Below are 23783 nucleotides of genomic sequence, written 5' to 3'. Positions count from 1 at the left end.
AGCCGGTTTTTTAGAAGGTCAGTTCTTTGAGAGCGGAGATAGGATATCTCATATAAACTGTGGTAGTTCTACTTCCCGAAGTAATCGTCAGAAGATCCAATGGATTTAGACCCATCGTATAGAAACCTTCGTCAATCATTGCGATTCCAAAGCCCGCGCTCTCTTTCTCATCCAAAAATTCCGGACGGAAAAAATCAGCAGAGTTACCCTGATCGTACAATTCCTTATGCTTTAATCGAGATTCTTCAATTCTACCGAAATCCATATTATGAATGGGAGAATCGTTTCGAATTCGCAAATTCAACTCATCGTTCGTGATCCGAATCTTAACGGAAATATTCATTCGATTCTTTTCGAGCTTGGACCGAATATCCGTTAGAAATTCCTTTTCTTCCGGAACGAGAGTTTGTTTTTTTGCGCGAATTCGATCTTCAAGCTGCAGCACATTTTGCACCTGCTTCTTGATCTTATCCGGAACAACGTATCGTTGCATCGCATCGCGGAGAGGAGAAGTATCTAGAATCACTTCTAAAAGTTCTTCGGCTTCTTCTTGAGAATCGCCAAGATTGGCTATTTTTTTCAAGAGTTCATCGCGAAAGATAATATGACGAATATTACCTTTAATTGCGTTAAGAAGTGCTTCCATCAACCCGCTGAAAAGGTGGAAAGCCGCTAAGGGATTCGCTCCGACTTCTTCTAGGATCCCGTTTACCAACTCGGAGAGAATATCTCGCGTTGGTTTCGTAAGCCCTTTCAATCGTAAATGAAAGAACTTTCTCTTTTTAAGATCAGAGATGTTTCGGAGGATTTCAGCCCCTTTGAGGACAGATTTCTGGTTTGCCATAAGAGGGAACTTGGAAAATTTAGTACACGATGGCGGCTGGACTCTATTCGGCAAGCTGGTTTTACGAATATGATACCAAAAACCGACGATTTCGAACTAATCACTCCTGATTTAGGCGATACGGATAAAATTGAACTCGTTCGATGGAATGCGAAGCGAGGAGATACAATTGAGATCGGTCAAGAGGTGTGCGAATTAGTTACCGATAAGGCCTCTTTCCCAATGGAGTCTCCGATTCATGGCACTCTGTCACAAATTCTAAAAGAGAAAGGTTCCATCGTATCAAAAGGAGAAATTTTAGGCGTGATTCGGAGGGAAAAAACCGAGTGAAATTGGTCCATTTATCGGACCTGCACTTTCCAGTACACCTTCCTTTGTCGAGTCTCAAAGGAAAGATGGTACCGGGGTACTTAAATTACACCCTTCGGCGTAAAAGAAAGTATCCGATCTATTTATGGGAATCGCTAGTCGAGAAAGTGCTTTCTTTGAATCCGGATGGAATTGTTATCTCCGGAGATATTACGAATGTCGCGCATATCACGGAATATTTCGGTTCTCTAGAATACTTAAGACCAATATTAAACGACAAAACTTTCATGATCCCTGGAAACCATGATCGATATACGCGCGCCGCAGTCAGGGGATCGGAGCCGTATTATGAAAGGTTTTTTTCCAGATGGATGGGGGATCCTGTGGAAGGATCAAAAGGCTACCTGCGTTGGAAAAAAATAGGGCCTCTCTATTTAATCGGATTAGATTCGAATAAGCCTCTCTCTGTCTTAAACGCGTATGGATATGTGGACCCGAGTATCGTGCGGGACGCATTAGCTTTCTTGCATAATAGAAAGGCGAGTCAATACGTCCTCGTTTGCCATCACCCGATTTGGAACCCTCCCGAAAGGCAGGAATCGGGCGGGCATAAGATGCGCAATCGGGAAGAAATAGCGGAATTATTAAAGGGGAATCCCCCGATAGCCTATTTGCATGGGCATGTTCATACTAACTGGGTAAAATCCCCGGATAAAGAAAAACCGTATTATGTGGTGAATTCCGCTTCCAGCACTCGGATTTCCGATGCAAGGCATGATTGCGGGTTTCACTTCCTAGAAATTAATAATGAAAGCACCGAAATCACGCGCTTTACCTACTCGGAAGACATGTCCAAGTTTATAGAAGCGCAAACGATCTCTTACGAAGAAAAGGAATAAAATGGCCGGAAAAATCGAACCAATCGAAATCCAACGTGAACTAACCAAGATCAAGCATCCCGAGTTGAAGAAGGACATCGTTTCCTTAGGAATGATCGCTTCCTTAGAAATTGATGAGGACGAAACGAATATCCTAGTAAAAACTCCGAGCCAAGATAGACGTATTCAAATCGGATTGGAAGCACAGATCCGTCAAACTCTCTCTAAGAAAGAAGGAATCGGAAAAATAAAGATAAAGTTCGAAGTCGATCCTAAGTTCCAACTAGACGATTCAAATAAAATCGTTGGAGTAAAAAAGGTGATCGCCGTCGGCTCCGGAAAGGGAGGCGTCGGAAAATCCACAGTCACTGTTAATTTGGCTGCGACTGCAGCCGCCTTAGGATATAAGGTCGGGGTTATGGACGCCGATATCTACGGTCCATCCATCGGAAAAATGTTCGGAATTAACGGCAGGGTAGCATTAAAAGCCGAAGAAGATAAAATCTATCCTCTAGAAAAAGACGGTCTAAAAATCATATCCTTCTCCTTTCTGATCGATGAAAAGCAGCCGGTCGTCTGGAGAGGACCGATGCTCGGAAAAGCAGTCGAACAATTTCTTTACGATATTGTTTGGGGTGGGTTGGATTTTCTTTTTATCGATCTTCCCCCTGGTACAGGTGATGTTCAATTGTCGTTAGCCCAATTGATCGATTTGGACGGGGTCGTCTTGGTTACCACTCCTCAATCGGTCGCATTACTAGATGCCAATCGTGCCGCCGCAATGTTTCAACAAGTGAAAGTGCCTATTTTAGGCGTAGTAGAGAATATGAGTGAATTTGTGTGTCCGAATTGTGGCCATTCTTCGCCTATCTTCTCGAAAGGTGGCGGTCAAAAATTGGCGGACGCGCTCGATGCAAAATTCTTAGGCGGAATCCCGCTTACGATGGATCTAATGAACGCAAGTGAATCCGGAAAGCCGCTTGTCTTTCAAGAGCCTGACGGCCAAGTTGCTCAAGCGTACAAAAACATTCTAGAAAATCTTAGTGAAGAGATAAAAAAGTGGGAATGAGCGTCGATCGTCAGTCTGTTATTACAGGAGAAAGGAAACTGTGAAGTTTGAGAAAGGCTCCGAAAAGAACCCATCTGGAAACCTCATCGTCTACTGTAATGTAGTAGGGGAGAATCCTCTGTATCCGGGCGGTAAGATCATCGCATCCAATGTCGTAGTTAGTTTTCTGCGGATTGGAGAGAATTTTCCTGTAGTGACCTTCCCACCCGTTTCACTCGACAGCTACGACGATCTGAAGCGCATCATCTCAGATAATTACGACAAGTATGACGTCGTTAAAATCAAAGACTTTGAAATGCCTACTGAGCAGGAAGATTCGAATTCTTATATCAAAGAAAGAATGGATCATTTCGAAAATGTAGTCATTCGCTACGTCGAACTTTGTAAGAATCGTGAAGGAAATTCCTTTCCTGCTAACGATAAGGAACCTGAGGGAGTACGCGATTACCTGGATTCGTTAGCAAATCTTTCTTTGAAAGTGCGGAGATCTAGCGGAATCGCCCGCGAAGCTTCTCTCTTACATATGGAGAAGTTGGTGGAGAATTTCGCAGGAAAACACCCGGAATTCGATCTACATAATTTCAGGAAAGCGCTTGAAATGCCTGGCCAGACCGGCGAAGAACTGATAGGTTTATATCTGCAGAAGTTTAATGCCATTTCGTATGAGCGATACGAAGACGCTTCGTCATTGAATAAACGAATTCAACAGATAGAATCCGTCAATTCCTGAGCCTGTATTTTATAATTAGGCGGTTAGGTCTCTATTTCTCGGAACCTTCCATCTGGTAATTGTATCGGCCTTTTTCGAGCTCCGAGAATTCATCCTTATAGATGGCGGCATTTGTGATTAAACGGTTTCGCTAATTCTTTCGAATTTTAATATCCCTTCCCGAAAAAACGAAGAAGATAATATTATAAAATCTGATTGCATTTTTAGGACTCGATATCCGGATTCGGATTCCATCGAGGATATAAATCCATATTGATTCCCAACAGCCGGAAAATACGAGTCGCCATAAAATCGCCTAGGTCATCCAAGGTCTTAGGAATTTGATAGAATCCGGGGGAAGCGGGTAGCAAAATCGCACCTGCATCATGAAGGTCGATCATATTCTGCAAATGAATTCTATTATAAGGAGTCTCGCGAGGCACTAAAATTAATTTTCTTCTCTCTTTAAGACTGACGTCCGCCGCTCGCTCGATTAGATTATCCGTAATTCCGGATCGAATCGAGGCTACGGTTTTCATCGAACATGGTACTATAACCATTCCGTCCCAAGTATTCGAACCTGACGCGATATCGGCGCCGACGTCTTTGTGATTTCGAATTTTGAAGTTATGTCTAACGGTCGGTTTCCAGCACTCTTCAATGAAGTCTAAAATCTCCTTCGAAGAGGAGACCTTCGTCTCATATTCCTCCTGAAACACTCGAATCGCAGCAGGACTTGCCACAAACCAACTCTCGCCTTCCAACTCCATCAGTGCACGAATGAATCGAGTCGCATAGATAGATCCGCTAGCCCCTGCCATCGCGACGATTAGCTTAGTATTCGTATGAGGATTCAATTCCATTTTCCGACTACGAAATTCTTATAGAGAAACATTACGAATCGCTGTTTGAATTTCCGGAATTTTTTCCGTCAAAATTCCCAAGAATAAAACCAAGGAGATCCAGGAATGAATTCCATAAAATGCAGGAGGGAAAATACCGTCCCTGTATTTAATTGCAATCCACTGCTCGCATATCATTAGCGCCCCCGTTGCGACCCAAAAAAGCCAAAAAATACCGGAAAGCCCTGAGGCAATTCCTGCCCATGCCAAGAAAAGTAAGGAAAGAAGATGAGAAATCCTGGAAATCCATAGCGAAGCATTTCGTCCGAAACGTGCGGGCACGGATTGCAAACCTTCCTTCTTATCAAAAGATTCGTCCTGTAGAGCATACAAAATATCGAAACCGGAAAGATTAAAGGCTAGGCCTATTGTCCAAAAAACCGGCTCCCACACAAACTCCTGGCGTAAAGCCACCCAGGTAGCGAGAGGAGCCAATCCTATCGAAGCTCCCAAATAGAAATGGCAAAGAAACGTGAATCTCTTCGTATAAGAATAAGTTAAAAGTAAAAACAATGTCGGGAAAGCAAGGGCAAAGGCTAAAGGATTTAAAAACCAGCTCCCTATAAAAAAAACGAACGAAGATAGAATGATAAATAAGACTGCAGCAACATCCGAAATCTGACCGGCCGGAATTTCCCGATTTGCCGTTCTCGGATTTTTGATATCGAATCTGCCGTCCACCCAACGATTGAAACCCATCGCCGCGCTTCTCGCACCTATCATACAAATGAGAACCCAAAAGAATTTGATTCCCCATTCGCTAAGGGTGACGCCAGGCGTTTTTAAAAAAGCAAGAATGCAAGAAATACCCGCAAAGGGTAGCGCAAATAATGTGTGGGAAAATTTTACAAATCTTCCGTACTTTCCAAACGTCTCTAATACTGAAGAAACCATCCCATTCAAAATGATAAAACCTATCCGTCAAGGAAGCAGTTTTTTATTTTTCTATTCGAAAATAGGTGATTTTTTCATCGAAGCGTAAATGCTCGGAGATATGGCTTCAATGCAAAGTGTCAAAGTAAGAACTCGGGTCAACCGGACCGAAATTCGATCCGTTTTGGAAGACATTGAAAAAATTCCTTCGATCCATGCAAAATGGCTAAATACACTTTCACTTCTCGAGCATATCGGCGCTCGAAAAATCCATGCCTCGCAGACCGGGAATTCCATTTCAGAAATGGTCTTACGACATGCATCCGAAGAAGCCAGGCACGCGGCTTTTTTTAAAAAACTTACTCTTAGGATCGGATCAGAAGAATTTTCAGGCTATGAACCGGCTTCTTTGCTGGCAGGAAATTCCGCGGTGATATATTTCCAAAGATTAGATTCTGTAGTAAATCGTTCCTTAACTTCCGAAACGTTCTCTCGTGGAAAACGGAAACTTCTATGTTATCTTTATGTTACAAAGTTAATTGAAGAGAGGGCCGGACTCGTTTACGAAGAATATGAGCAGGTATTGAGTTCGGGCGAAAGTGGAATTTCCCTGAAAAGCATCATCAAAGAAGAGGAAACTCATTTACAGGAAATGAATTTTCATCTGCATGATAATGATCCGAAATTTACCGAACGAACCGATTACTTTCGGGAAAAGGAATCTATATTTTTCTCGAAATTCTTCGAGACACTTAGAAATTTAGTTCCTATAAATTCCTAAAGAGTGAATGAAAAATTATTTTACACTTCTATGAATTTACGCGGATTGTCGAAGTTATCATTTATAATTGTTCTTTCATTCACATCAACTATCGGAACGGACAATTTGCGCTCGCAAGGAGTCTCCGCCGCGAGAAAGGATTCTCCGATAGGAATCGTCGTTTATTGCTCGCATCCTGAAAAAGAAGGTCCATATTCGAAAGTGTGGGAACGAAATCTATCTCTATGGTACAAAGCGTATAAAAAAAGAAAGCAGGAGGAAGGCGGGGGTTCATTTTTAATCGCATCCGTTCCGCAGCTTCCTAAAAACTCTCCCGAATTGGAAAGACTTCGCCAAGAAATAGGATTTGAAATACTGTTTCCTGGCGATCAAACTATTTCAATAAATGATAAACCGGTATCCGACAAAGTAAAAACGACCGACACGATAGAAAAGGAACCGCAATCGACAGAATCTACCGCAAAACCGATAAAGCGTAGGAAAACCAAGAAGGCAAAAAAAGAAGTAAAACAAAAAGAGAATCCATCCAATCAAGCGAATGGAAAAAGAGAAAAAAAACCGAATTCCGATAAATCGCCGGTGATCGCCGTTAGCAAATCCGTCGCCGGCTTGAAGTTTCTATTCTACTCTCCGGCATTAACCGTTTTCAAAACCCCTGGAACGGCGTCTTGGAAAGAAGAATTTCAATCTCAAATTTCACTTGTGAAGCGGGAAGAGGATCTTCATTTCTTATTAGTGCAGGATCCTAACCAACTTTCGATAGACGCTCCGAATATAATCGCCGGGGAAATTCATTCGTTACGTCCTATTCTTTTGGGGGACTTACCGGCAGTGACTTTACTATCCTATTCAAGCCCGCTTCGATTCTTTGAAGGAGAATATAGTTTCGGTTGCGGCGCTAATCCGAACTCATTAAAGATAAGCGTGCTTGAATTGTTTTTTAGAAATGGGAAAATGATTCGAATTTCCGAGGAATCATATACCTTGAATTCATCCGATTCGAATAAATCCTGGATTCTAGAATCAAACTAGGATTGCCTTCCTTCACAAACGAATTTACAGATTTCATGCCTCGACTAGATTGACTCCATGAGTCTCAACTGTGGAATCGTAGGACTTCCCAATGTAGGAAAATCCACGATCTTTAACGCCCTTACGAAAGCCGGGGCAGAAATGCAAAATTATCCCTTCTGTACAATCGAACCGAATAAAGGTATCGTGGAAGTTCCTGATCCGCGTCTGAATAGACTCGCCGAATTATACATTCCTCAAAAAACCGTTCCGGCCATTATGGAATTCGTGGATATCGCAGGACTCGTAAAAGGGGCCAGCCAGGGAGAAGGTCTTGGAAACAAATTCCTGTCTCATATTCGAGAGGTGGACGCTATCTGCCACGTGGTTAGAGCCTTCGAGGACGATAATGTCACCCATGTTCACGGTAAAATCGATCCAGTCGAAGATGCTCAGGTGGTTACCTTAGAACTTATTTTTGCAGATTTGGAATCCGCCGAAAAGCAACAACAGAAAATCGCGAGAAATGCCAAGGCAGGTAATAAAGAAGCCGTCGAAGCCACTGCAATCTTGGAGAAAATTCTCAGTGCCTTGAGAGCCGGAAAACCCGCTCGTTTGGCGGAAATCAAGCCTGAAGAGAGAAAGATCGTTAAAACGTTTAATCTTATTACGTCCAAGCCTGTGATGTATGTCGCTAATATCAGCGATAAAACGGCGGCTCAAAAGGACAATCCTCTTGTCGTGGCAATAAAGAAAATGGCAGAGGAAGAAGGCGCCGAAGTGGTAACGCTTTGCGGAAAATTTGAGGAAGAGATTTCCGGCCTATCTCGAAGCGAGCAACTGGAATTTTTAACCGAAATCGGAGAAACCGAAAGCGGGCTCGATAGAATGATTCATTCCGCATACAAACTCTTAGGTCTTGCGACTTTCTTCACCGCGGGTGAGCAGGAAGTAAGAGCTTGGACCACCGACATAGGGAGTACGGCGCCGATCGCGGCCTCAGTTATTCATACTGATTTTGAAAAAGGATTCATTAGAGCCGAAGTAATGAAATTCGAAGATTTAGATAGGACGGGAAGCCCCGCAAAAGTAAAAGAAGAGGGCAAGCTTCGCTTGGAAGGAAAAGAATATGTAGTTCAAGACGGCGATGTAATCTATTTTCGGGTTAACGCGTAATTCTTTTAGCCCGCCTGAACCTTATCCGCAAGCATATCCTTCCGGAAAGAATTCGGGTTTGTTCCCGTTAATTTTTTAAATTCAAGATAAAATGCAGATCGAGAGCTGAATCCCGCCCTTGATCCAATTTCGGTCGTATTTTCCTCGGGTAATTCCATTAAAAGATTTTTAGCTTCCTCAACTCGATACTGATTGATCAAGGAAGGGAAGCTGGTTTTAAATTCAGTATTAATCAATTCTGAAAGTTGATGGATCGTGATTCCTAACTCGCGAGCCACATGCTCTTCTTTTAAAGATTTAGTGAGAAAGATTTTTTCCGATTCTAGGAGTTGCCGAATTCGTTGTACGAAATGATTTATATCCAAGGATGCGAGATGTGATTTTCTTGCAGACCCTTCTCCTTCTTCGCGCCTTCGAATAATTTCCCGAGAAAGTAAGGAGACGAACGCAGTCAAAAACGGAATGAAATACAAAACGCCGAAAACGGCAATACGATTGTAGGGATAAAAATCAAAATGGAAAATAGTCTTATATAAATCGAGAAGAAGGAAAATCCCCCAAACGGAAATAAAAAACAAATCGTATACGGATCGAGGTCGTACGAGAGATATATGCGTTTTGCCGAAATAAAGTATCATTAAACCGTAATTTGCTACCAATATGAGAATCCTGTGATCGTACCAGAATTGATATAAAGGAATTAAAGGGTATAAGATCCCTGTTAAGCAGACTATCCAAAATAAAGGCGATCTATAAACGTTCCCATTATCCTCCATGTCCCAGGCGGCCAAATAAAGAAAGAAGGCGATATGAGTTATACCTAGAAATAAGAAATAATTATGGCGAAATAGGTTATTCTCGTTTCCAACAATTGAAGCAAATTCCTTTCCGTGCAGGAAATACAAAGTAGCAGCCAGGGAAAATAAGTGAAACGGTAACGCTAAAAAAAGAGGTTTTCGCGTTTTAAAAAAATGGAATCCGTTATAACCCAAGGACAAAAGCAGTACGAATCCCATCGTAACAAAAATCACCGATCGTAATCTAACAACTACCATGTAGTCTTTTTCGGGAAGCAAACGGACCGGATAATTGATATCCTCGTTGGAGAGAACATAAAGATAAAAAGTCCGCTCTTCTTGCGGTTGCAAACGTATGTTAAAATGCGGAGGCGGGGAGATCAGATCATTCCATAGCGGATCGATGTCGTATCCCGCAAAGCCTGCCTCGAATTTACCGTTACTATCGAGCGAGCAGAGTTCGGCATCAGGAACGTTTAACCAACCGAGAACCAGAGTTCTAAAAATCGGCTCTTCTCCAGTATTAGCCAATCTAAATCGCAGCCAATTTCCAGTCGGATTTCTTTTGACTCTCACAACTTCCGAGCCGTTATGATGCCATTCCATACGACTTAGGGTCTCAATCGTTTCGACCTTACAATGCCGAAACTGAAATCCTCGGTATCTATATTCGATTTTGGAACTGATATTTTCAGACGGAGAATTCAATTTTAGCAGAACAGTATCTGCTCCTTTGATTACCGGATTCGAAAGGAGCGGGCCGATGAAAAAGATCGTCGTAAAGAAAAGTAGAAAAGAGATCCATAAAGTAATATGTCCTATATCTTTTAGCTTTATTCCTCTTTTCCAATTCACGTTTTTACAGTCTTCCTTACTTAAGGTTCCATGTCAGGCTAACTTAATTTACCAATAAGAACAGTAAAAAGTATAAGCAATTATCTTTCCCAGTCATTCCATTTTTTATTTTTAGGACCTTCTTAAGAGGATTGATTTTTATCCGGAATTATGATTCCGAAATTTCTTTTTGAATCAATCCATGATTATAATCTTGGAATGTATAATTTTAGGCGACGGAGGGGCTGTCTTAGTTCCTACAACCCGGTTTACTCAATCCATCAGCCTCGTGAGGAGCATCCCCAATTCTTAAAAATTGGATAGTAAGAGTTAAAAACTACCCAAATCTAGAGCTTAAATTAATCTATTCCTTGAATATTTCCGACAAATTGACACCTTATATCTAAAAAAGAGACAGACTGCTGGTTATTGCAGCAGCAAATCGAGTATGCTGAAATAACTTTCATTTTTTGCTATTTTAGATTTTTTTTGGTGTCCAAATTTATAAGTTTGGAAGGTTATGTTATACATAATCCTTCTCGGGTGAGGGGGAAATCGAAAGAGCTGAATGCAAAACGTTCGCGAATATTCGACCTCTAAATTACCCGAGAATTCAAAGGAGATTTTATGGATTTTCATGCCGTTATAGAGAACATCCTTAACCCCCCGGTATTGTTTTTCTTCCTGGGTATGGGAGCGGTTCTTTTTAAATCGGATCTAGTTATTCCGGATCAGATTGGAAAGTTCTTCTCAATGTTTTTGCTGTTCTCCATCGGGTTCAAGGGTGGGCACGAGCTGTATAAGACCCCGTTTACTCAGGAGCATTTCTTCGTTCTCCTAGGGTGCTCTTTTATGGCGACCCTAGTTCCGATTTATGCGTATTACATCTTAAAAATTAAGCTAGACCGTCCAAACGCCGCTGCTTTAGCGGGGTCTTTCGGTTCGATTAGCGCGGTTACCTTCGTTACCGCAGGCGCGTTCCTGCACAACGTTGGCCAAGAATTTGGCGGATTTATCGTCGCAGGAATGGCGTTGATGGAATCCCCCGCGATCGTTATCGCAGTTTTAATGGATAGGATCGGACGCACGAAAGCTGAGGGCGCGGGAAAAAACGGGTTCTCTTGGAAACATTTGCTGCATGAGGCTTTCTTTGGATATTCCATTTATCTGCTGTTAGGCTCTTTATTCGTGGGTTACTTTACCGGCGAATCCGGATGGAAGAAAGAATCACCATTCTCCGAAAATTTATTCCAAGGAATCTTGACTCTATTCCTTCTTGATATGGGAATTTCCGCCGCAAAACGATTCAAAGAACTGGCCCATGTCGGTTCGTTCTTGATTCTTGCAACGTTGATTATCATGGCAATCAACGTATCTTTAGGTATAGTTCTCGTTAAAATTATCGGAATGCCATTAGGCGACGCATTTATGTTCGTCATATTATGCGCCTCTGCCTCTTACATTGCCGTTCCTGCAGCAATGAAAGGATCGATTCCGGATGCAAACCCGAGTATTTATCTCACGGTTGCATTATCGATCGTCTTCCCGATTAATATTATCGCGGGTATCCCTCTTTACTATTACTTAGTAAAGACGGTGCTCGGAGCATAACGGACTTAAGTGATTATCTTTAAACAAAATAGATAAAGATTAAAGATAAAGAAATGAGGCGACCTTCCGGCTTTGCTTAGCAAAGCCGGATTCAGCGCCAATGTATTCAGCAAGGTGCGCGAGTTCCGTCATTTTAAAAACAATGGACGGGAGTGATAAGTAAAGTCCGGAGGGAAATCCGGTAAAAATGAAACTCGGAGGAAGCAAATGAAAGTTCCCAACTCTGCAAAAAATAAATCGACTCAATTTTCAAAAAACGTTATTATCTTTCTAATCCTTACTACTGTCGTGTCCGGGGTCTTTGGACAAGAAAAGCCAGCGACTACGGCACCCAATCACCCTGCATCTACCCCAGCCACCGCGCCGGTAAATGCGGGGCTGATAACTGCAACTCCTGCTCAAACGACCGCCAATTCGGATGAAGACACTTATGTCTCGCCTATGAAAGCCGGCGGTTTAACCGGAGATTATAATAGAGCTATCTTTCTCGATCCGGAATTAGGAAAAAAATTCCTGAATCGAAAAAAGGCCTGGTTAAACGACTGGATCCGCGTTGGAGCGTATATACGACCTCGATATGAAGATCGGGAAAACCTTTCATTCGATAAGGCGAATAAAGGTGATACCTCGAGAATCATGCAGACAACACAGCTCTTTTTCATTTTCGATCCTAGTCCTTATTTTTCGATGAAAGTAAACATTCAGGATGCGAGAATTTGGGGAGGGGAAACGCCGGCTGCAGTGGGTGACACTCGGGCAAACACATTTGCAAGTACCGGTACGACAGTGGTTCCGGGACAACCCTCGAATAATACTGCCGGGCAGACTTCCATTCGTGAAGCCTGGTTTATGATTAAAAAACTGCCTATGAATGCCAAGGTTCAAATCGGTCGTCAAATTCCTTCTTACGGAGATCAACGAATGATAGGCGGGGCCAACTGGACGATTAACGGCCTTTCTTATGATGGAGCGCGGGTTATGTTCGATCAAGACTGGTTCAACGTTCATCTTTTCGGCTATAAATTAGTCTCCAATGCTAACGGGGTAAATAGCGTCTTATCTGCGAATGCGCCTATCACCTATACCGACCCTGTAACAGGAAAAACGGTAACGAATCAGGGGCAGCCTGACCAGTATTTAGTCGGAACTTATAATACCGTAAAAGCAAAAGATTGGTTCTTAGTGGATATTTATTCCTTAGGAGTATTAACTCACAAGACGCCTATTTCGCCGGCAGGCACGTTGACCGTTCCTTCGGCAGCAGGAGCCGATCTAACGCCTAATGCTTGGAATAAGCAGCAGAATAATCTAATCACTACCGGATTCAGAATATCCAATCGGACTGCAAATAACAACCTTCCTGCCACAGGACCCTGGGGAGGTTGGGATTGGACATTAGAGAGCGCATGGCAGTCGGGAGCGACGGGCGTTAGAGTGGATAACTTGGTCGCAGGCCAGGATGTGACCCTTCCTTTAACCGTTAACGGAGTCACTTATAACGGCAGCGTAGCAGGTACTAAGAATCAAAAGTATTCCGGAGAATTTTTGGTTTTGCAAACCGGATATACCTTCTTTGAAAAGTTGCGTTTCGGCGTTCAATATCAGTATGCTTCAGGAAATCATAATCGTGCTAGCGCAAGCAATTCGACATTCCAAACCATCGCGAATCCTCGGTTCGGGGTAATTCCGTATTTCAATAACGTTGCAGGGTTATCCGAGAATATCGATACGAAGAACTTAATCAGTAAATCGGTCCATGTGTCCTATAAATCGAACGAATATGGAACGTTCTTCGTGTCCTACTTCGTGAACGACAAGGCTCAGGTTCAAGATGCTTGGTATGCGATTAACGGAACTGCGAACACCGGCTTCAGCACCGAAGCAAATACCGGCGTAACGAATGCCAATGGACAAACAGTTTACACTCTCGGAAAACTAGGAAAGAATATATATAACGAATTCGATATCGCTTGGATGTATATGTTAAACGACTACGTTTCTCTTTGGATTGGTGCGGGATTCCTTTCCGCCGGAAGTGCGGTTAAAAATCAGAGAAATGCATTGTATACGTATACGGTTGCGAGTGACGGATCTATTTCACTTACTTCGACGGCAGTTTTAAATCATTTAAACACTCCGTCGGTTTACGGTCCTGCAGGTGCGGCATCTCAAGCGAGAATGTTTTACATGCAGTTTAATGCGGCGTTCTAATTGAATTAGGAGCAATATGACGATACTTGCCTATCTTGCGGTTGCGGCATCGCTTTTAGTGCCCTTTCTAATAGGAAGGGTGTTAGGAGTGGATTTTCTTGGAGCGGATAGTTCGATCTTGATCGGACTAACGCTCCAGGCTGCGTTGGGAATACCGATATCTCTCTACGTAAGCGGTTATGAAAAAGAGAAGAAACCGCTGGTTCTGTTGGGCTATGCGGTTTTTTTCTTAAGCACTGGACTTTGCTACCTTGTAGGCAAAAGTCTTTGGCTGATTCTTTTCTGGGAGTTGTCCACGGTTAGCGCGTTTCTCTTGTACTTAGGAGGAAGGTGGACCGATTCTTCGATAAGAAGTTTTGTGGCTTTAGTTTCGGCGGGAGGAATCGGAGCTTTTTGTTTTACGTTCTGGATCTTTGCCTCCGATCCCGCGATCGGACTCTTTTTCTTAATTGCGGGATTGCTAATAAAGTCCGCTTTTTTTGGAGTTCATTTTTGGTTACCGGAAGCCCATTCAGGAGCTCCTGCTCATGCGTCTGCCGCATACTCGGGGTTGCTCGTGAACCTACCTCTGATTTTGTTTGGGAAGTTTGCGTTACCGCTTCTTCCGGGAACTTTCTATGCGACCATTTTGATTCCGTTAGCCGCTATCGGAGTCTTGTGGGCGGGAATGACCGCTCTCTTTACCAAGGAAATCAAAAAGTCCATCGCGTATAGCACGGTGGAGAATATGAACCTTTTATGGTTGAGCATCCTACTTGCCGGATATTGGCAATCGAGCGAGACGGAAGGATTAAGATTATTGAGTAAGGCGTTCGGCGTGCTGTTTTTGATTTCTCTCGTGCATCATAGCATCAGTAAGACGTTTCAGTTCCTTTATTTCGGATACCTTTCTAAATTATCGGGAGCTTCGGGAGTGGATCAAAGCACCGGTGTTGGAAGAGTGAGTCATATACCCACGTTTCTTGCCGCAATCGGAACTTTGAGCTTTCTTGCGATTCCGGGAACGACCGGCTTCTTATCCGAAGCTACGTTTATCAAATTGTTATCCGCAGTGGTTGCGGTCCCGGGGACTAGCGCTCTCTTGGTTCTTCCGCTTTTGATTTTAGTCAGCACAGGACTTGCATTAGGAGCCGCATCCCACCTGAGATTATTCTTGGGACTTTCGTTATCCAGACCCAGAAGAAACTTCGAGGATCACGGTCAAAATTTACCGATAACGATTTCTCTCGGATTCATCGGCGGACTCGTCTTCATCGCGCCGATTCTGATTTTAGCTCTAGTCAATTACGTAGCAATCAAAGTCGATTGGCTGGAAGCGGAATGGTTTAGGGGCCTTGGAATACTGGATATAGTAGGGCTAACCTTATTACTTTCAGTCGGAGTTTTAGGTTTTAGACATAGAATCAAACAAAGAAAACTTTGGGACTGCGGAGGACAGTTCGGAGGCGCAGAAGTCGCCATCGGTCCCGCAGCGGTCTCGGATCCTTTAGTGTCTCCCTTAGGAAGATATTTCGTCGATAAAGAGGGGACTTCGCTCTTTGACAAAGGGTTTATTCGGATAATCATCAAACTTTTAGGTGCAGCGAAGGCGAAGATCGTCGGAGCGGACGACGAGACCATCTCGATCAACTTAACCTATTCGTCGTTAACAGTATTGGCTATATTGGTCGTGATCATCGCGGTCCGATTGGCCGAGGGGGATATATGGAAGCAAATTATTTCTCAGTGGATGCATTAATCCGCGTTATTTCCTTCCTCCTGCTTCCATTTCTTTGCGGAGGAATCGTTCAGAAGATCCGCGCTTATGGACAGGGACGGAGAGGAGCTCCGGTCTTACAGATCCTATACGATACCATTCGAATGATTCGCAAATATCCTATCGACGGGCCGTTCTCCGGATTCTTTACGGAAAGCGCTGCGATATTCGCGTTCACTTTCGGGGTGGCTCTTTGGTCCCTCATCACCTTCGAATGGGCTTCACTTTTGCTCGTTCCATTTTTGATCGGGATGATTCGGTTCGCAACGGTTTCCTATGCCGTTGAAAACGGGACTTCTTTCGGCGGAATGGGGGCTGCAAGAGAAACTCTTTTATACGTCTTAGCGGAACCGATTCTCATTTTGGTTTTAGTCGTCTTCGAGTCCAACTTGGTCTTTCAGGCGAATTTCGCAAACCTCTCGTTTGGAATTCTATTCTTCTTCGGAGCGTTGTTAATCGTATTGTCGGATCTTGCAAAACCTCCTTTCGATGACCCTCGCACTCACTTGGAACTTACCATGGTGCACGAAGCGATGCTTTTAGAAGCTTCCGGAAGAACGAGAGCCCTTTTTGAGTTGGCTCACCAGCTTAAGACGGCGTCGTTACTTCTTCTTCTTACAAAGCTAGGTTTGGAACATATAGAAATTTTTCTGAACTTGATTTCGAATCCTTTGATACGTGAACTCACAGCAACCGGTGGGGCTTTGCTTCTATCTGCTTTGATCGGATATTGGGAATCGAATAGCACTCGCAGAAAATGGGTTTGGATTCCGGAACTTCTGGGATTGAACTTCATCTTCATGTTGATCTTGGGCATATTGCTCAAGTTAGGATAAACCATGGTGACAGATTTTAGTTATCTTATTATTCTCTTAACGGGAGTGGTCGCACTCCTGGAAAACCGTTTAAAGCGACTCGTAATACTGATCGGTGTCCAGGGATTTTTATTATTAATTCCATTGTATCAGGAAGAGGGCGGAGATACTTTCCATTCGGTATTTTTAGCTTTGATGGTGGTCGTATTTAAAGGACTACTAACGCCTGCAATTCTGTATTGGACTGCGAGAAGAACGAATTCCGCAGAATCCACATATCCTAAAGTAGGGTATCTGCCGACGTTAGCTCTTTTGTTCGCAGGAGCGGCGATCAGTTATACTTTCATGGGAATGATCTCGAACTTTTTCGGAAAGAGTCATCAGTATGCGTTTCTATTCGTTTTATTACTCATCTATGTGGGTATCGTGGGATTCGTAGTAAGACGGAATTGGTTCGGAGTGTTTGCTTGCTTCAGTATTTTTGAAAACGGAACCTTCCTACTCACGTTGATCTTAAAATCGGGAGTTCCGATCGGTAGCGAATTCGGCTCCTTCATCGACGCAGTTCTGATTATCGGTGCCGGCGCCGCCTTACGAATCAACAGCGAGAAAGGAAAGGAGGAAACATCCGCATGAGTTTAGAAATCTTATACGGGATCGGGTTTGCAGTATTCATACTGATTTTCTTAACCTATGTTCTCGCACCCACTCGCAATCAATCCGATCTTCCGTTTTGGTCCGTATTACTCATCTTATGCGCAGGCTTGAATTTCGCCGCCTGGGGAGAACGAGACACTACGCTTCAATGGGTTCTCATCGAAGCTACTACATTCGTAGGTTCTTTACTCATCTCATCCAGTAGAACTTCGAAATCTTTTCCTATCGCTTGGAAATTTCTACTGATCAACTCCTTCGGTTTAGGTATCGCTTTCCTCGGAATCGTTTTGATTCTCGCAGCCTTCCATGTAATCAACCAACCGGTGGAAGTCCTTGCGGCGAATGTTTCCGATCATCCCGAAATCATTTGGGTAGAGGTAGGTCTTTGGTTAGCCATCTTCGGCTACACCGCTAAGCTAGGTCTATTTCCGAATCATGTTTGGATCGAAGACACGTACGGAGAGAGTCCAACGCAAGTGTCCTCTCTTTTATCCGCATTCATACCGGTTTCGGTTTGTTTTGCGCTTCGTCCTTTCGTGCATATGGATCATCAACTCTTTCCTCACACATTCAGCGGTGCGGACGGATTGTTGGTATTAGGGATCGTTACGATTCTAATCAGTATCTTTGCCGTTTATGACAGGAACGATATCCGTAGGATCTCCGCAAAAGCGGCGCTATTCCATATCGGCGCACTTGCCGTGATCCTTTGGATGGATCTGAGCGACGTGGTGTTTTACTTCGTCATGGCCTCGAACTTAGTCGTTAAGTCCCTTTTATTCATCAGTATGGGAATAGTCAGAATGGACGCAGGCAAAAGGGAGCTCGGTAAGATTCTACAATCCGATTCTATTAACAAACCTGCGTTATCCCTCTTTATTTTGGCCCTGTTTCTGGCGTTTGTGATGCCGGGTTCTCCGGTCTTTGTGAACGATATCATTCTGATCAAAGCGGGACAAATCGGAGGAAAGGGTTTAGTTATTCTAGTCCCTATCTTAGGTCTCGTTTTCTTCGGGGTCATGCTGTATAAAATCGCACCTTTATTAAACCTAAAAGGGCGACCCTTCCAGAAGGAAAATTCGACGATCTTGCGTATCCGAATGACGAACGGATTCTTCCTGCTCCTCCTTCTACTCGGCACCGGGTGTTGGGGGTTCTTCTTATTAGTCCAGGGGGTTTTATGAGGACTGTTACCGGAATCTTTCAGAGCAAAGAAACCAAACAAACGCATCGCTTTTGGCTTACCAATCACGGAATAGAACACGAAGTTCTTCCCAAAGCAAATGAGAAAAGCATTATAGAAGACGCTGCAAATCCGATTTGGATTCTCAGACATAGCCTAGGAACCGATCAAGGAGCGGAAGATTATTCCTCCATCGATTTCGAAAAATATCTTTCGCAGGAAAGAAAATTTCTTTTAGAACGATTCGTTACCAAGGCGGGAATCAAGGATCTAGTTTATCGCGGCATTAATGTTCCCGTTCCTGCTTCTTTTTATAGCCACGCTGTCGGCCCGATTCATGCCGGAGTCATAGAACCGGGGCATTTTAGGTTCATTGTGGAAGGGGAAGAAATTCAGAACCTAGATATTCGTCTAGGATTTCAGAAGCGCGGACTCGTAGAAATGATGAAAGGTCTGGACAAGGATTCGATTGCTCCGTATGCCGAAGCGATTTCCGGCGACTCTACGATCGCCTATGATATTGCGTTTAGCAAAGCTTTTGAAGAAGCGCATAGCATTCAGGTTCCTCAGGAAATTAATTTCGCGAGAGCGGTTCTTTTGGAAATCGAAAGAATCGCGATCCATATCGGAGACTTAGGCGCGATTGCGGGGGACATCGGGTATTATCCGTTGCAGGGAGTCTGCTCTATGCAAAGGGGAGTTCCTCTAGGCGTAATGGAAGCCCTTACCGGAAATCGATTCGGTCGCGGAGCTCTTTCTCCCGGGAAGGTCCGTTTGAAAAAGCAAATCACACCCGAGTTCTTAGCGGATCTATCCAAGAGAATCGTAAACGTTACCGCAGACGTGGCCGCTCATTTCGAAAGAGCCTCCGAAAAATCCACCAATCGGGAAAGGCTGCAAGCTTGCGGTATCGTTCACCAAAAGCAGATTAAGAATCTCGGGTTTGTGGGAATGGTCGAAAAGTGCACCGGATTATCCAGAGACCTTCGCTTGCACGACTCTTCTTATTCGCTTACTCCGGAGCCTTTGAATCTTACTTTAGATTCGGGGCAGATGAGAGGAGACGCGTGGTCCAGATTCTATCTTCGCTACGAAGAGTTGAAGAACAGCGGAGAGTGGTTGGAAAAAGCGATTCCTTTGTTAATCGAATTCCCGAAAGCCGCGGGCGCATTAGCGAAATCTAAAGTCTCTAAACCGAAATCGGGACTTTATTTCGGTTCTGCCGAAGGATGGAGAGGTCCCGTTTTGGTCGCCATTAGCCTGGATTCTTCGGGCTCGATTCTGGATGCGTATGTGAGAGATCCGTCCGTGGTGAACTGGCACGCGCTAGAACTTGCCGTAAGAGGGGAGAATATAGGAGACTTCCCCTTAAATAACAAATCCTTCAACCTCAGTTATGTAGGCGTAGATCTATGAAACTATTATACGAAGTTCTCAATATTTTCAAACCGGCCAAGAATATGGACTTTAAAAAAGTCCAGCCGACCAACCCGAATGCACGAGGGATTCCAGTCCCTAATTTCAAAAAGGGGACCTCCTGCTTGGATTGCAAGGCCTGCGAAAAAGTTTGTCCGACTAAGGCCGTCCAAATTAAATCCGCGAAGGAAATCGTCTTCGATTACGGAGCCTGTCTACAATGCGGACTTTGTGCCGAGGCTTGTCCGGACGATAAGATAGAAAACTCAGGATTCATCCATGTCTATTCGGTAGATCGAAACGCATTAGTCGTTTCTTATATAGATGGAATTCCTGCCGAGTATTCCGAAACCCTTTCCGGAAACGCTAAGGAATTCAGAAAGATCACTAAGAACACAGGATTTCAGTACAGGGAAGTCGCTGCCAGCGGAAACAATTCGACCGAAGCGGAAATCAATGCAAGCTTTAACGCCGTCTTCGATAGCGAAGCGAGTATGGTGAGAGTCGTCGCTTCTCCCAAGCATGCCGACGCTTTGGTATATGCCGGGCCTGTAGGAGTTAACATGGAAACACCCCTCCTAATAGCATGGGACACCATGCCGGAAACAAAAGCACTCATCGCTTGCGGAACCGAAGCAGTCTCCGGAGGTCTTTTTACAAGAGGTAAACTACCGAAAGAGCCCGACCTTTTTATAGCAGGAGATCCTCCTAGACCAGACGTTATGATCAGCGCCTTTCGTTACCTCATGGGTACTAAAAAATATTCCTTCCGGGACGAACTTAGCAAGTTCATGGAATCAAAAAAGAACGCTTAATTAGAACAAAAACCATTTGAAACTATATTTCCGACGACTTTCGAATTCGACTACTTTCCGTTATAAAACAGACGGAAAGTTTTTTTATTCTAAGACTATTCGGAAAAAAATCATGCAATCGAAGGAATCCTTTCCGCAGAATACAATGCCTCTTTCGTTTTTAAACCGATTGATGAAAATTGATCCTCACTATTGATACCTAATAATACATTCACGGGATATGATATTCTAGGATCGACTTTCGTATGAACGGGATAAAATCTCTTCTGATCTCTATAAGAGTAGGTTGTTAAAATTACGAGTTCTTGGTCAACGAAAACCTCTTCAACATTTCGAAGCATCGTATTCATCCGAGAGGAAATATTCTCGTTAAAATCTTCCCAAATCCTAAGTTCACCCGAATTCTCCACGTTTAAATGAACGATAATCGGGTAGGGCTTAATTTCCTTATGACGATTCTTTTCTAAAACTTTCTTAGCAACCGAGAGAGCATTGGTATCGTCTCCTCTCCCGGTCTTAACGAGGACCGCTTTGTTTCGCTGCAATAATTCAAAACCGTCTCCGTAACAGATAATCTCTTCCGCATGGTCCAGATGTTTCCATCTCTCTTCAGCATCCAACCTCGAAAGTTTCCTTTTTTGGTACGACGAATATGAGATATTCCAAAGCGTTTGATATAGCAATGGAGCAAGTAAAGAATGAGGGAGGTCCTTGACTTGGGATAACTTATGTAGGACCGCATTCAGAAGATCCGGCTGAATCAATTTTTGCGTGGAAAATTCTCCCGTAGAAACGATCGCAGCAACTTCCCGGATCAAAAACGATTTCATCGAGAGAGAAGTTTGATATTCGTCGAAAAATGCCGCAAACTTACCTGAAAATAATTCTTCCGGGGTTCGGTAGTCGACATTTTGTGAAATCGCCGGATCTTTAATCGGATACTTCAAAAAGGATCGATGAAAAACTTCCGTAGGTTCGTTCAATCCGAAATCCGAAATGAGAGCTTGCGTATCGACTTCGGTTCCGTCCTCAAAAACGAGGGTTTCGGCCATCACGTCCGTATTCGTAATCCCTTCTATAACATATAATTGTTCCCGTGAAAATATATTGCGAATGGCGGCAGTTTGCTCTCGAACGGCATCTCTTGCTGCCTCGTCGTTTCCATTATGAGCAGCACAGCCTAGGCCTGGAATATCGGATCTGTGCATATAAGCGATGAATAATGCGGGTGTTTTAGGCGTATTACAGGCAGCGTCGTTAACGACTCTATCGATTCGATTCCAGAACCAGAAATTATTTAGACTAGGTGATACAATATTACCATCCGTTCTTCCGAAACGGATCGTAGTCGCGGGATATCCTTTTAGCTTACTTCCATGCACTCGACCGTCAATACACTTTGTAACCAATACTTTCGGAGCCCGAAGACTAAATTCCTTAATCACGTGTCTCATCCGACGAATCGTCTCCGATTGCAGAATATTTTCCTCCAAATAGCGATCTATGTATTCATTCGCTGGATTCAATGTTGAACTCCTTGGACCTTTACTCAATTTTAACAATTTGCTCGATTATCATCTCGAAAAAAATTCGCACGAGGTTTTCTTAGTACCAATATATTTGCGGCTAGTAAGTTAGGCCTTAACCCCGTGTAAATTTAAGGAGTCGAGTCGTATTGTCACGCCGAATTATATCGGTTAATCTACCTCAAAGCAAAATCAATCTTTAGTAGAATAGGGTTTACATCCTTGTGAAAACTTAAAAGTGCCGTTACAAAAACGACTGAAAAAATAATTCTTCGATTACGTTATTAAATTAGATAATGCGAATCGGCTTATCCATTCTTTTCGTGCCGTTCCGTTTCTTTCGTAACGACAGCGAATCGAAGAAATATAACTGTCCGGTAAACGGTCTTCTTCTACAAATAAGTAGGATACGGGGTTTATTCTCTTTTTACAAAATTGTTAATTAATAATTCTTAAGTAGATCTTCACGCGCTAATAGCATTTGATTTTCAATAAAATAAGAGACCCACATTAGTTTGAATGAAATAATAACGAATTTAATGAGACATAGTATTATATAGTGAAAATTGTTCCTCCGATTCACCGTTCCTTTTTCAAATTAGAGACTTTTATTATTTTGTTGTTTGGTTAAAAAATACAAAAAGGTATTGACCTGTGTGGAGACGTAATTATTGTGGATAACGCACCTGAGAGAGGCGCCCGAGAGGGAGAGTGCTTGAGGGAAGTAGAAGTTCTTTGAAAACGAATAGAGTAGCGTGACCCGCGATTGATCTTGAGAGAGATTGATCGCATTTAGGATGATTCGACCTGAATCATTCTGAACCCGAAAAAACACAATTCCAGCGAAACCTGAAATAAGGTTTTCAGTTCCGGAATAGACCGGTTTGATACCCGGTCACCAGATAGACGCTCTAATTTAATATTGCCCGCAAGGGTGATATCAACACGGAGAGTTTGATCCTGGCTCAGAACTAACGCTGGCGGCGCGTCTTAAACATGCAAGTCGAGCGGGGTAGCAATACCTAGCGGCGAACGGGTGAGTAACACGTGGGTAATCTTCCTCCGAGTCTGGGATAACTTTCCGAAAGGAAAGCTAATACCGGATAGTCCTACTGGATCACAGGATCTGATAGGTAAAGATTTATTGCTTGGAGATGAGCCCGCGGCCGATTAGCTAGTTGGTGAGGTAATGGCTCACCAAGGCGACGATCGGTAGCCGGCCTGAGAGGGTGTCCGGCCACAATGGAACTGAGACACGGTCCATACTCCTACGGGAGGCAGCAGTTAAGAATCTTGCTCAATGGGGGAAACCCTGAAGCAGCGACGCCGCGTGAACGAAGAAGGTCTTCGGATTGTAAAGTTCATTAAGCAGGGAAAAATAAGCAGCAATGTGATGATGGTACCTGCCTAAAGCACCGGCTAAACTACGTGCCAGCAGCCGCGGTAATACGTATGGGTGCAAGCGTTGTTCGGAATCATTGGGCGTAAAGGGTGCGTAGGCGGATTTTGTAAGTCAGGTGTGAAAACTGCGGGCTCAACCCCGTGGCCCTGCACTTGAAACTACAAGTCTGGGAGTTTTGGGGGGGAGAGGCAAGTGGAATTCCAGGTGT

General features: G+C 43.6%; 20 protein-coding genes and 1 rRNA gene. 16 read left to right on the top strand and 5 right to left on the bottom strand.

All coding sequences use genetic code 11. The features are described from left to right. Window positions 1-10: 10 nt before the first annotated feature. Window positions 11-844, bottom strand: a complete 834-nt coding sequence (locus LEP1GSC050_RS17545) for a hypothetical protein (RefSeq protein WP_010569662.1) — start codon at window positions 842-844, stop codon at window positions 11-13. 69 nt (window positions 845-913) lie between these two features. On the opposite strand from LEP1GSC050_RS17545, the gene LEP1GSC050_RS17540 reads away from it, so the two are divergent. Genes LEP1GSC050_RS17540 through LEP1GSC050_RS17525 form a run of 4 tightly spaced genes read left to right on the top strand, consistent with a single transcriptional unit; the run spans window position 914 to window position 3830 of the window. Next, a complete protein-coding gene (locus LEP1GSC050_RS17540) occupies window positions 914-1174 on the top strand; it encodes a lipoyl domain-containing protein (protein ID WP_020987835.1) in 261 nt (86 codons plus the stop codon). Continuing rightward, window positions 1171-2052: a metallophosphoesterase family protein gene (locus LEP1GSC050_RS17535; protein ID WP_010569660.1), complete on the top strand. Its 882-nt coding sequence runs from the start codon at window positions 1171-1173 to the stop codon at window positions 2050-2052. The genes LEP1GSC050_RS17540 and LEP1GSC050_RS17535 overlap by 4 nt, the downstream gene beginning before the upstream one ends. A gap of 1 nt (window position 2053) precedes the next feature. Continuing rightward, the gene (locus LEP1GSC050_RS17530) at window positions 2054-3100 is read left to right on the top strand and encodes an Mrp/NBP35 family ATP-binding protein (protein WP_010569659.1); all 1047 of its coding nucleotides are present in this window, start codon (window positions 2054-2056) and stop codon (window positions 3098-3100) included. A gap of 40 nt (window positions 3101-3140) precedes the next feature. Beyond that, window positions 3141-3830, top strand: a complete 690-nt coding sequence (locus tag LEP1GSC050_RS17525; RefSeq protein ID WP_010419292.1) for a hypothetical protein — start codon at window positions 3141-3143, stop codon at window positions 3828-3830. Window positions 3831-4033: 203 nt separating this feature from the next. Here LEP1GSC050_RS17525 and LEP1GSC050_RS17520 read toward each other — a convergent pair whose 3' ends face one another. Together LEP1GSC050_RS17520 and LEP1GSC050_RS17515 are read right to left on the bottom strand one after the other, a co-directional pair. Next, entirely contained in the window at window positions 4034-4672 is a 639-nt protein-coding gene (locus tag LEP1GSC050_RS17520; protein ID WP_010569658.1) for a UbiX family flavin prenyltransferase, read from the bottom strand. An 18-nt stretch (window positions 4673-4690) separates the two neighbouring features. Beyond that, on the bottom strand, window positions 4691-5605 hold the full coding sequence (locus LEP1GSC050_RS17515; protein WP_010569657.1) for a UbiA-like polyprenyltransferase: 915 nt from the start codon (window positions 5603-5605) through the stop codon (window positions 4691-4693). 109 nt (window positions 5606-5714) lie between these two features. Between LEP1GSC050_RS17515 and LEP1GSC050_RS17510 the strand changes: the two genes are divergently transcribed. From LEP1GSC050_RS17510 to ychF, 3 genes are all read left to right on the top strand, one after another. After that, on the top strand, window positions 5715-6365 hold the full coding sequence (locus LEP1GSC050_RS17510; RefSeq protein ID WP_010569656.1) for a hypothetical protein: 651 nt from the start codon (window positions 5715-5717) through the stop codon (window positions 6363-6365). 105 nt (window positions 6366-6470) lie between these two features. Continuing rightward, a complete protein-coding gene (locus tag LEP1GSC050_RS17505; RefSeq protein ID WP_020987927.1) occupies window positions 6471-7397 on the top strand; it encodes an LIC11612 family fibronectin-binding protein in 927 nt (308 codons plus the stop codon). Window positions 7398-7454: 57 nt separating this feature from the next. Then, complete coding sequence (gene ychF, locus LEP1GSC050_RS17500; RefSeq protein WP_010569653.1) at window positions 7455-8552, top strand: redox-regulated ATPase YchF; 1098 nt, start codon at window positions 7455-7457, stop codon at window positions 8550-8552. Window positions 8553-8557: 5 nt separating this feature from the next. Here the strand turns inward: ychF and LEP1GSC050_RS17495 are convergent, their stop codons facing one another. Further along, window positions 8558-10204, bottom strand: coding sequence for a helix-turn-helix domain-containing protein (locus tag LEP1GSC050_RS17495; RefSeq protein ID WP_010569652.1), 1647 nt, complete (start codon window positions 10202-10204; stop codon window positions 8558-8560). Between the two features lie 606 nt (window positions 10205-10810). Between LEP1GSC050_RS17495 and LEP1GSC050_RS17485 the strand changes: the two genes are divergently transcribed. The 8 genes from LEP1GSC050_RS17485 to LEP1GSC050_RS17450 all read left to right on the top strand — a co-directional run bounded on the left by LEP1GSC050_RS17485 (window position 10811) and on the right by LEP1GSC050_RS17450 (window position 20647). Further along, window positions 10811-11794, top strand: a complete 984-nt coding sequence (locus LEP1GSC050_RS17485) for a sodium-dependent bicarbonate transport family permease (protein WP_010569650.1) — start codon at window positions 10811-10813, stop codon at window positions 11792-11794. A 207-nt stretch (window positions 11795-12001) separates the two neighbouring features. Continuing rightward, the gene (locus tag LEP1GSC050_RS17480; RefSeq protein ID WP_010569649.1) at window positions 12002-14005 is read left to right on the top strand and encodes an alginate export family protein; all 2004 of its coding nucleotides are present in this window, start codon (window positions 12002-12004) and stop codon (window positions 14003-14005) included. Between the two features lie 16 nt (window positions 14006-14021). Next, on the top strand, window positions 14022-15743 hold the full coding sequence (locus LEP1GSC050_RS17475) for a proton-conducting transporter transmembrane domain-containing protein (RefSeq protein ID WP_010569648.1): 1722 nt from the start codon (window positions 14022-14024) through the stop codon (window positions 15741-15743). Beyond that, window positions 15710-16597, top strand: coding sequence for an NADH-quinone oxidoreductase subunit H (locus LEP1GSC050_RS17470; protein WP_010569647.1), 888 nt, complete (start codon window positions 15710-15712; stop codon window positions 16595-16597). The genes LEP1GSC050_RS17475 and LEP1GSC050_RS17470 overlap by 34 nt, the downstream gene beginning before the upstream one ends. Before the next feature lie 3 nt (window positions 16598-16600). Continuing rightward, window positions 16601-17212 (top strand): hypothetical protein, encoded by a 612-nt coding sequence (locus LEP1GSC050_RS17465; RefSeq protein ID WP_010569646.1) that lies wholly within the window; start codon window positions 16601-16603, stop codon window positions 17210-17212. After that, window positions 17209-18417, top strand: coding sequence for a proton-conducting transporter transmembrane domain-containing protein (locus LEP1GSC050_RS17460; RefSeq protein WP_010569645.1), 1209 nt, complete (start codon window positions 17209-17211; stop codon window positions 18415-18417). The genes LEP1GSC050_RS17465 and LEP1GSC050_RS17460 overlap by 4 nt, the downstream gene beginning before the upstream one ends. Next, entirely contained in the window at window positions 18414-19832 is a 1419-nt protein-coding gene (locus LEP1GSC050_RS17455) for a hydrogenase large subunit (RefSeq protein WP_010569644.1), read from the top strand. The genes LEP1GSC050_RS17460 and LEP1GSC050_RS17455 overlap by 4 nt, the downstream gene beginning before the upstream one ends. Beyond that, window positions 19829-20647: an NADH-quinone oxidoreductase subunit B family protein gene (locus LEP1GSC050_RS17450; protein WP_010569643.1), complete on the top strand. Its 819-nt coding sequence runs from the start codon at window positions 19829-19831 to the stop codon at window positions 20645-20647. The genes LEP1GSC050_RS17455 and LEP1GSC050_RS17450 overlap by 4 nt, the downstream gene beginning before the upstream one ends. A 110-nt stretch (window positions 20648-20757) precedes the next feature. Here LEP1GSC050_RS17450 and LEP1GSC050_RS17445 read toward each other — a convergent pair whose 3' ends face one another. Then, entirely contained in the window at window positions 20758-22101 is a 1344-nt protein-coding gene (locus tag LEP1GSC050_RS17445; RefSeq protein ID WP_232225856.1) for a hypothetical protein, read from the bottom strand. 1014 nt (window positions 22102-23115) lie between these two features. On the opposite strand from LEP1GSC050_RS17445, the gene LEP1GSC050_RS17440 reads away from it, so the two are divergent. Continuing rightward, window positions 23116-23783: ribosomal RNA gene (locus LEP1GSC050_RS17440) — 16S ribosomal RNA — on the top strand; the annotation flags it as partial.

This window comes from Leptospira broomii serovar Hurstbridge str. 5399 (genome assembly GCF_000243715.2).
Classification (GTDB): domain Bacteria; phylum Spirochaetota; class Leptospiria; order Leptospirales; family Leptospiraceae; genus Leptospira_B; species Leptospira_B broomii.
This window is presented reverse-complemented; position numbering and strand designations above follow the sequence as displayed.

What these genes read in the sequence shown, in the direction of transcription:
- LEP1GSC050_RS17450 (WP_010569643.1), top strand. Translation starts at nt 19,829, where the DNA reads ATGAAACTATTATACGAAGTTCTCAATATTTTCAAACCGGCCAAGAAT.
- ychF (WP_010569653.1), top strand. Translation starts at nt 7,455, where the DNA reads ATGAGTCTCAACTGTGGAATCGTAGGACTTCCCAATGTAGGAAAATCC.
- LEP1GSC050_RS17455 (WP_010569644.1), top strand. Translation starts at nt 18,414, where the DNA reads ATGAGGACTGTTACCGGAATCTTTCAGAGCAAAGAAACCAAACAAACG.
- LEP1GSC050_RS17520 (WP_010569658.1), bottom strand. Translation starts at nt 4,672, where the DNA reads ATGGAATTGAATCCTCATACGAATACTAAGCTAATCGTCGCGATGGCA.
- LEP1GSC050_RS17470 (WP_010569647.1), top strand. Translation starts at nt 15,710, where the DNA reads ATGGAAGCAAATTATTTCTCAGTGGATGCATTAATCCGCGTTATTTCC.
- LEP1GSC050_RS17545 (WP_010569662.1), bottom strand. Translation starts at nt 844, where the DNA reads ATGGCAAACCAGAAATCTGTCCTCAAAGGGGCTGAAATCCTCCGAAAC.
- LEP1GSC050_RS17485 (WP_010569650.1), top strand. Translation starts at nt 10,811, where the DNA reads ATGGATTTTCATGCCGTTATAGAGAACATCCTTAACCCCCCGGTATTG.
- LEP1GSC050_RS17515 (WP_010569657.1), bottom strand. Translation starts at nt 5,605, where the DNA reads ATGGTTTCTTCAGTATTAGAGACGTTTGGAAAGTACGGAAGATTTGTA.
- LEP1GSC050_RS17530 (WP_010569659.1), top strand. Translation starts at nt 2,054, where the DNA reads ATGGCCGGAAAAATCGAACCAATCGAAATCCAACGTGAACTAACCAAG.
- LEP1GSC050_RS17445 (WP_232225856.1), bottom strand. Translation starts at nt 22,101, where the DNA reads ATGAGACACGTGATTAAGGAATTTAGTCTTCGGGCTCCGAAAGTATTG.
- LEP1GSC050_RS17465 (WP_010569646.1), top strand. Translation starts at nt 16,601, where the DNA reads ATGGTGACAGATTTTAGTTATCTTATTATTCTCTTAACGGGAGTGGTC.
- LEP1GSC050_RS17460 (WP_010569645.1), top strand. Translation starts at nt 17,209, where the DNA reads ATGAGTTTAGAAATCTTATACGGGATCGGGTTTGCAGTATTCATACTG.
- LEP1GSC050_RS17510 (WP_010569656.1), top strand. Translation starts at nt 5,715, where the DNA reads ATGCAAAGTGTCAAAGTAAGAACTCGGGTCAACCGGACCGAAATTCGA.
- LEP1GSC050_RS17480 (WP_010569649.1), top strand. Translation starts at nt 12,002, where the DNA reads ATGAAAGTTCCCAACTCTGCAAAAAATAAATCGACTCAATTTTCAAAA.
- LEP1GSC050_RS17475 (WP_010569648.1), top strand. Translation starts at nt 14,022, where the DNA reads ATGACGATACTTGCCTATCTTGCGGTTGCGGCATCGCTTTTAGTGCCC.
- LEP1GSC050_RS17540 (WP_020987835.1), top strand. Translation starts at nt 914, where the DNA reads ATGATACCAAAAACCGACGATTTCGAACTAATCACTCCTGATTTAGGC.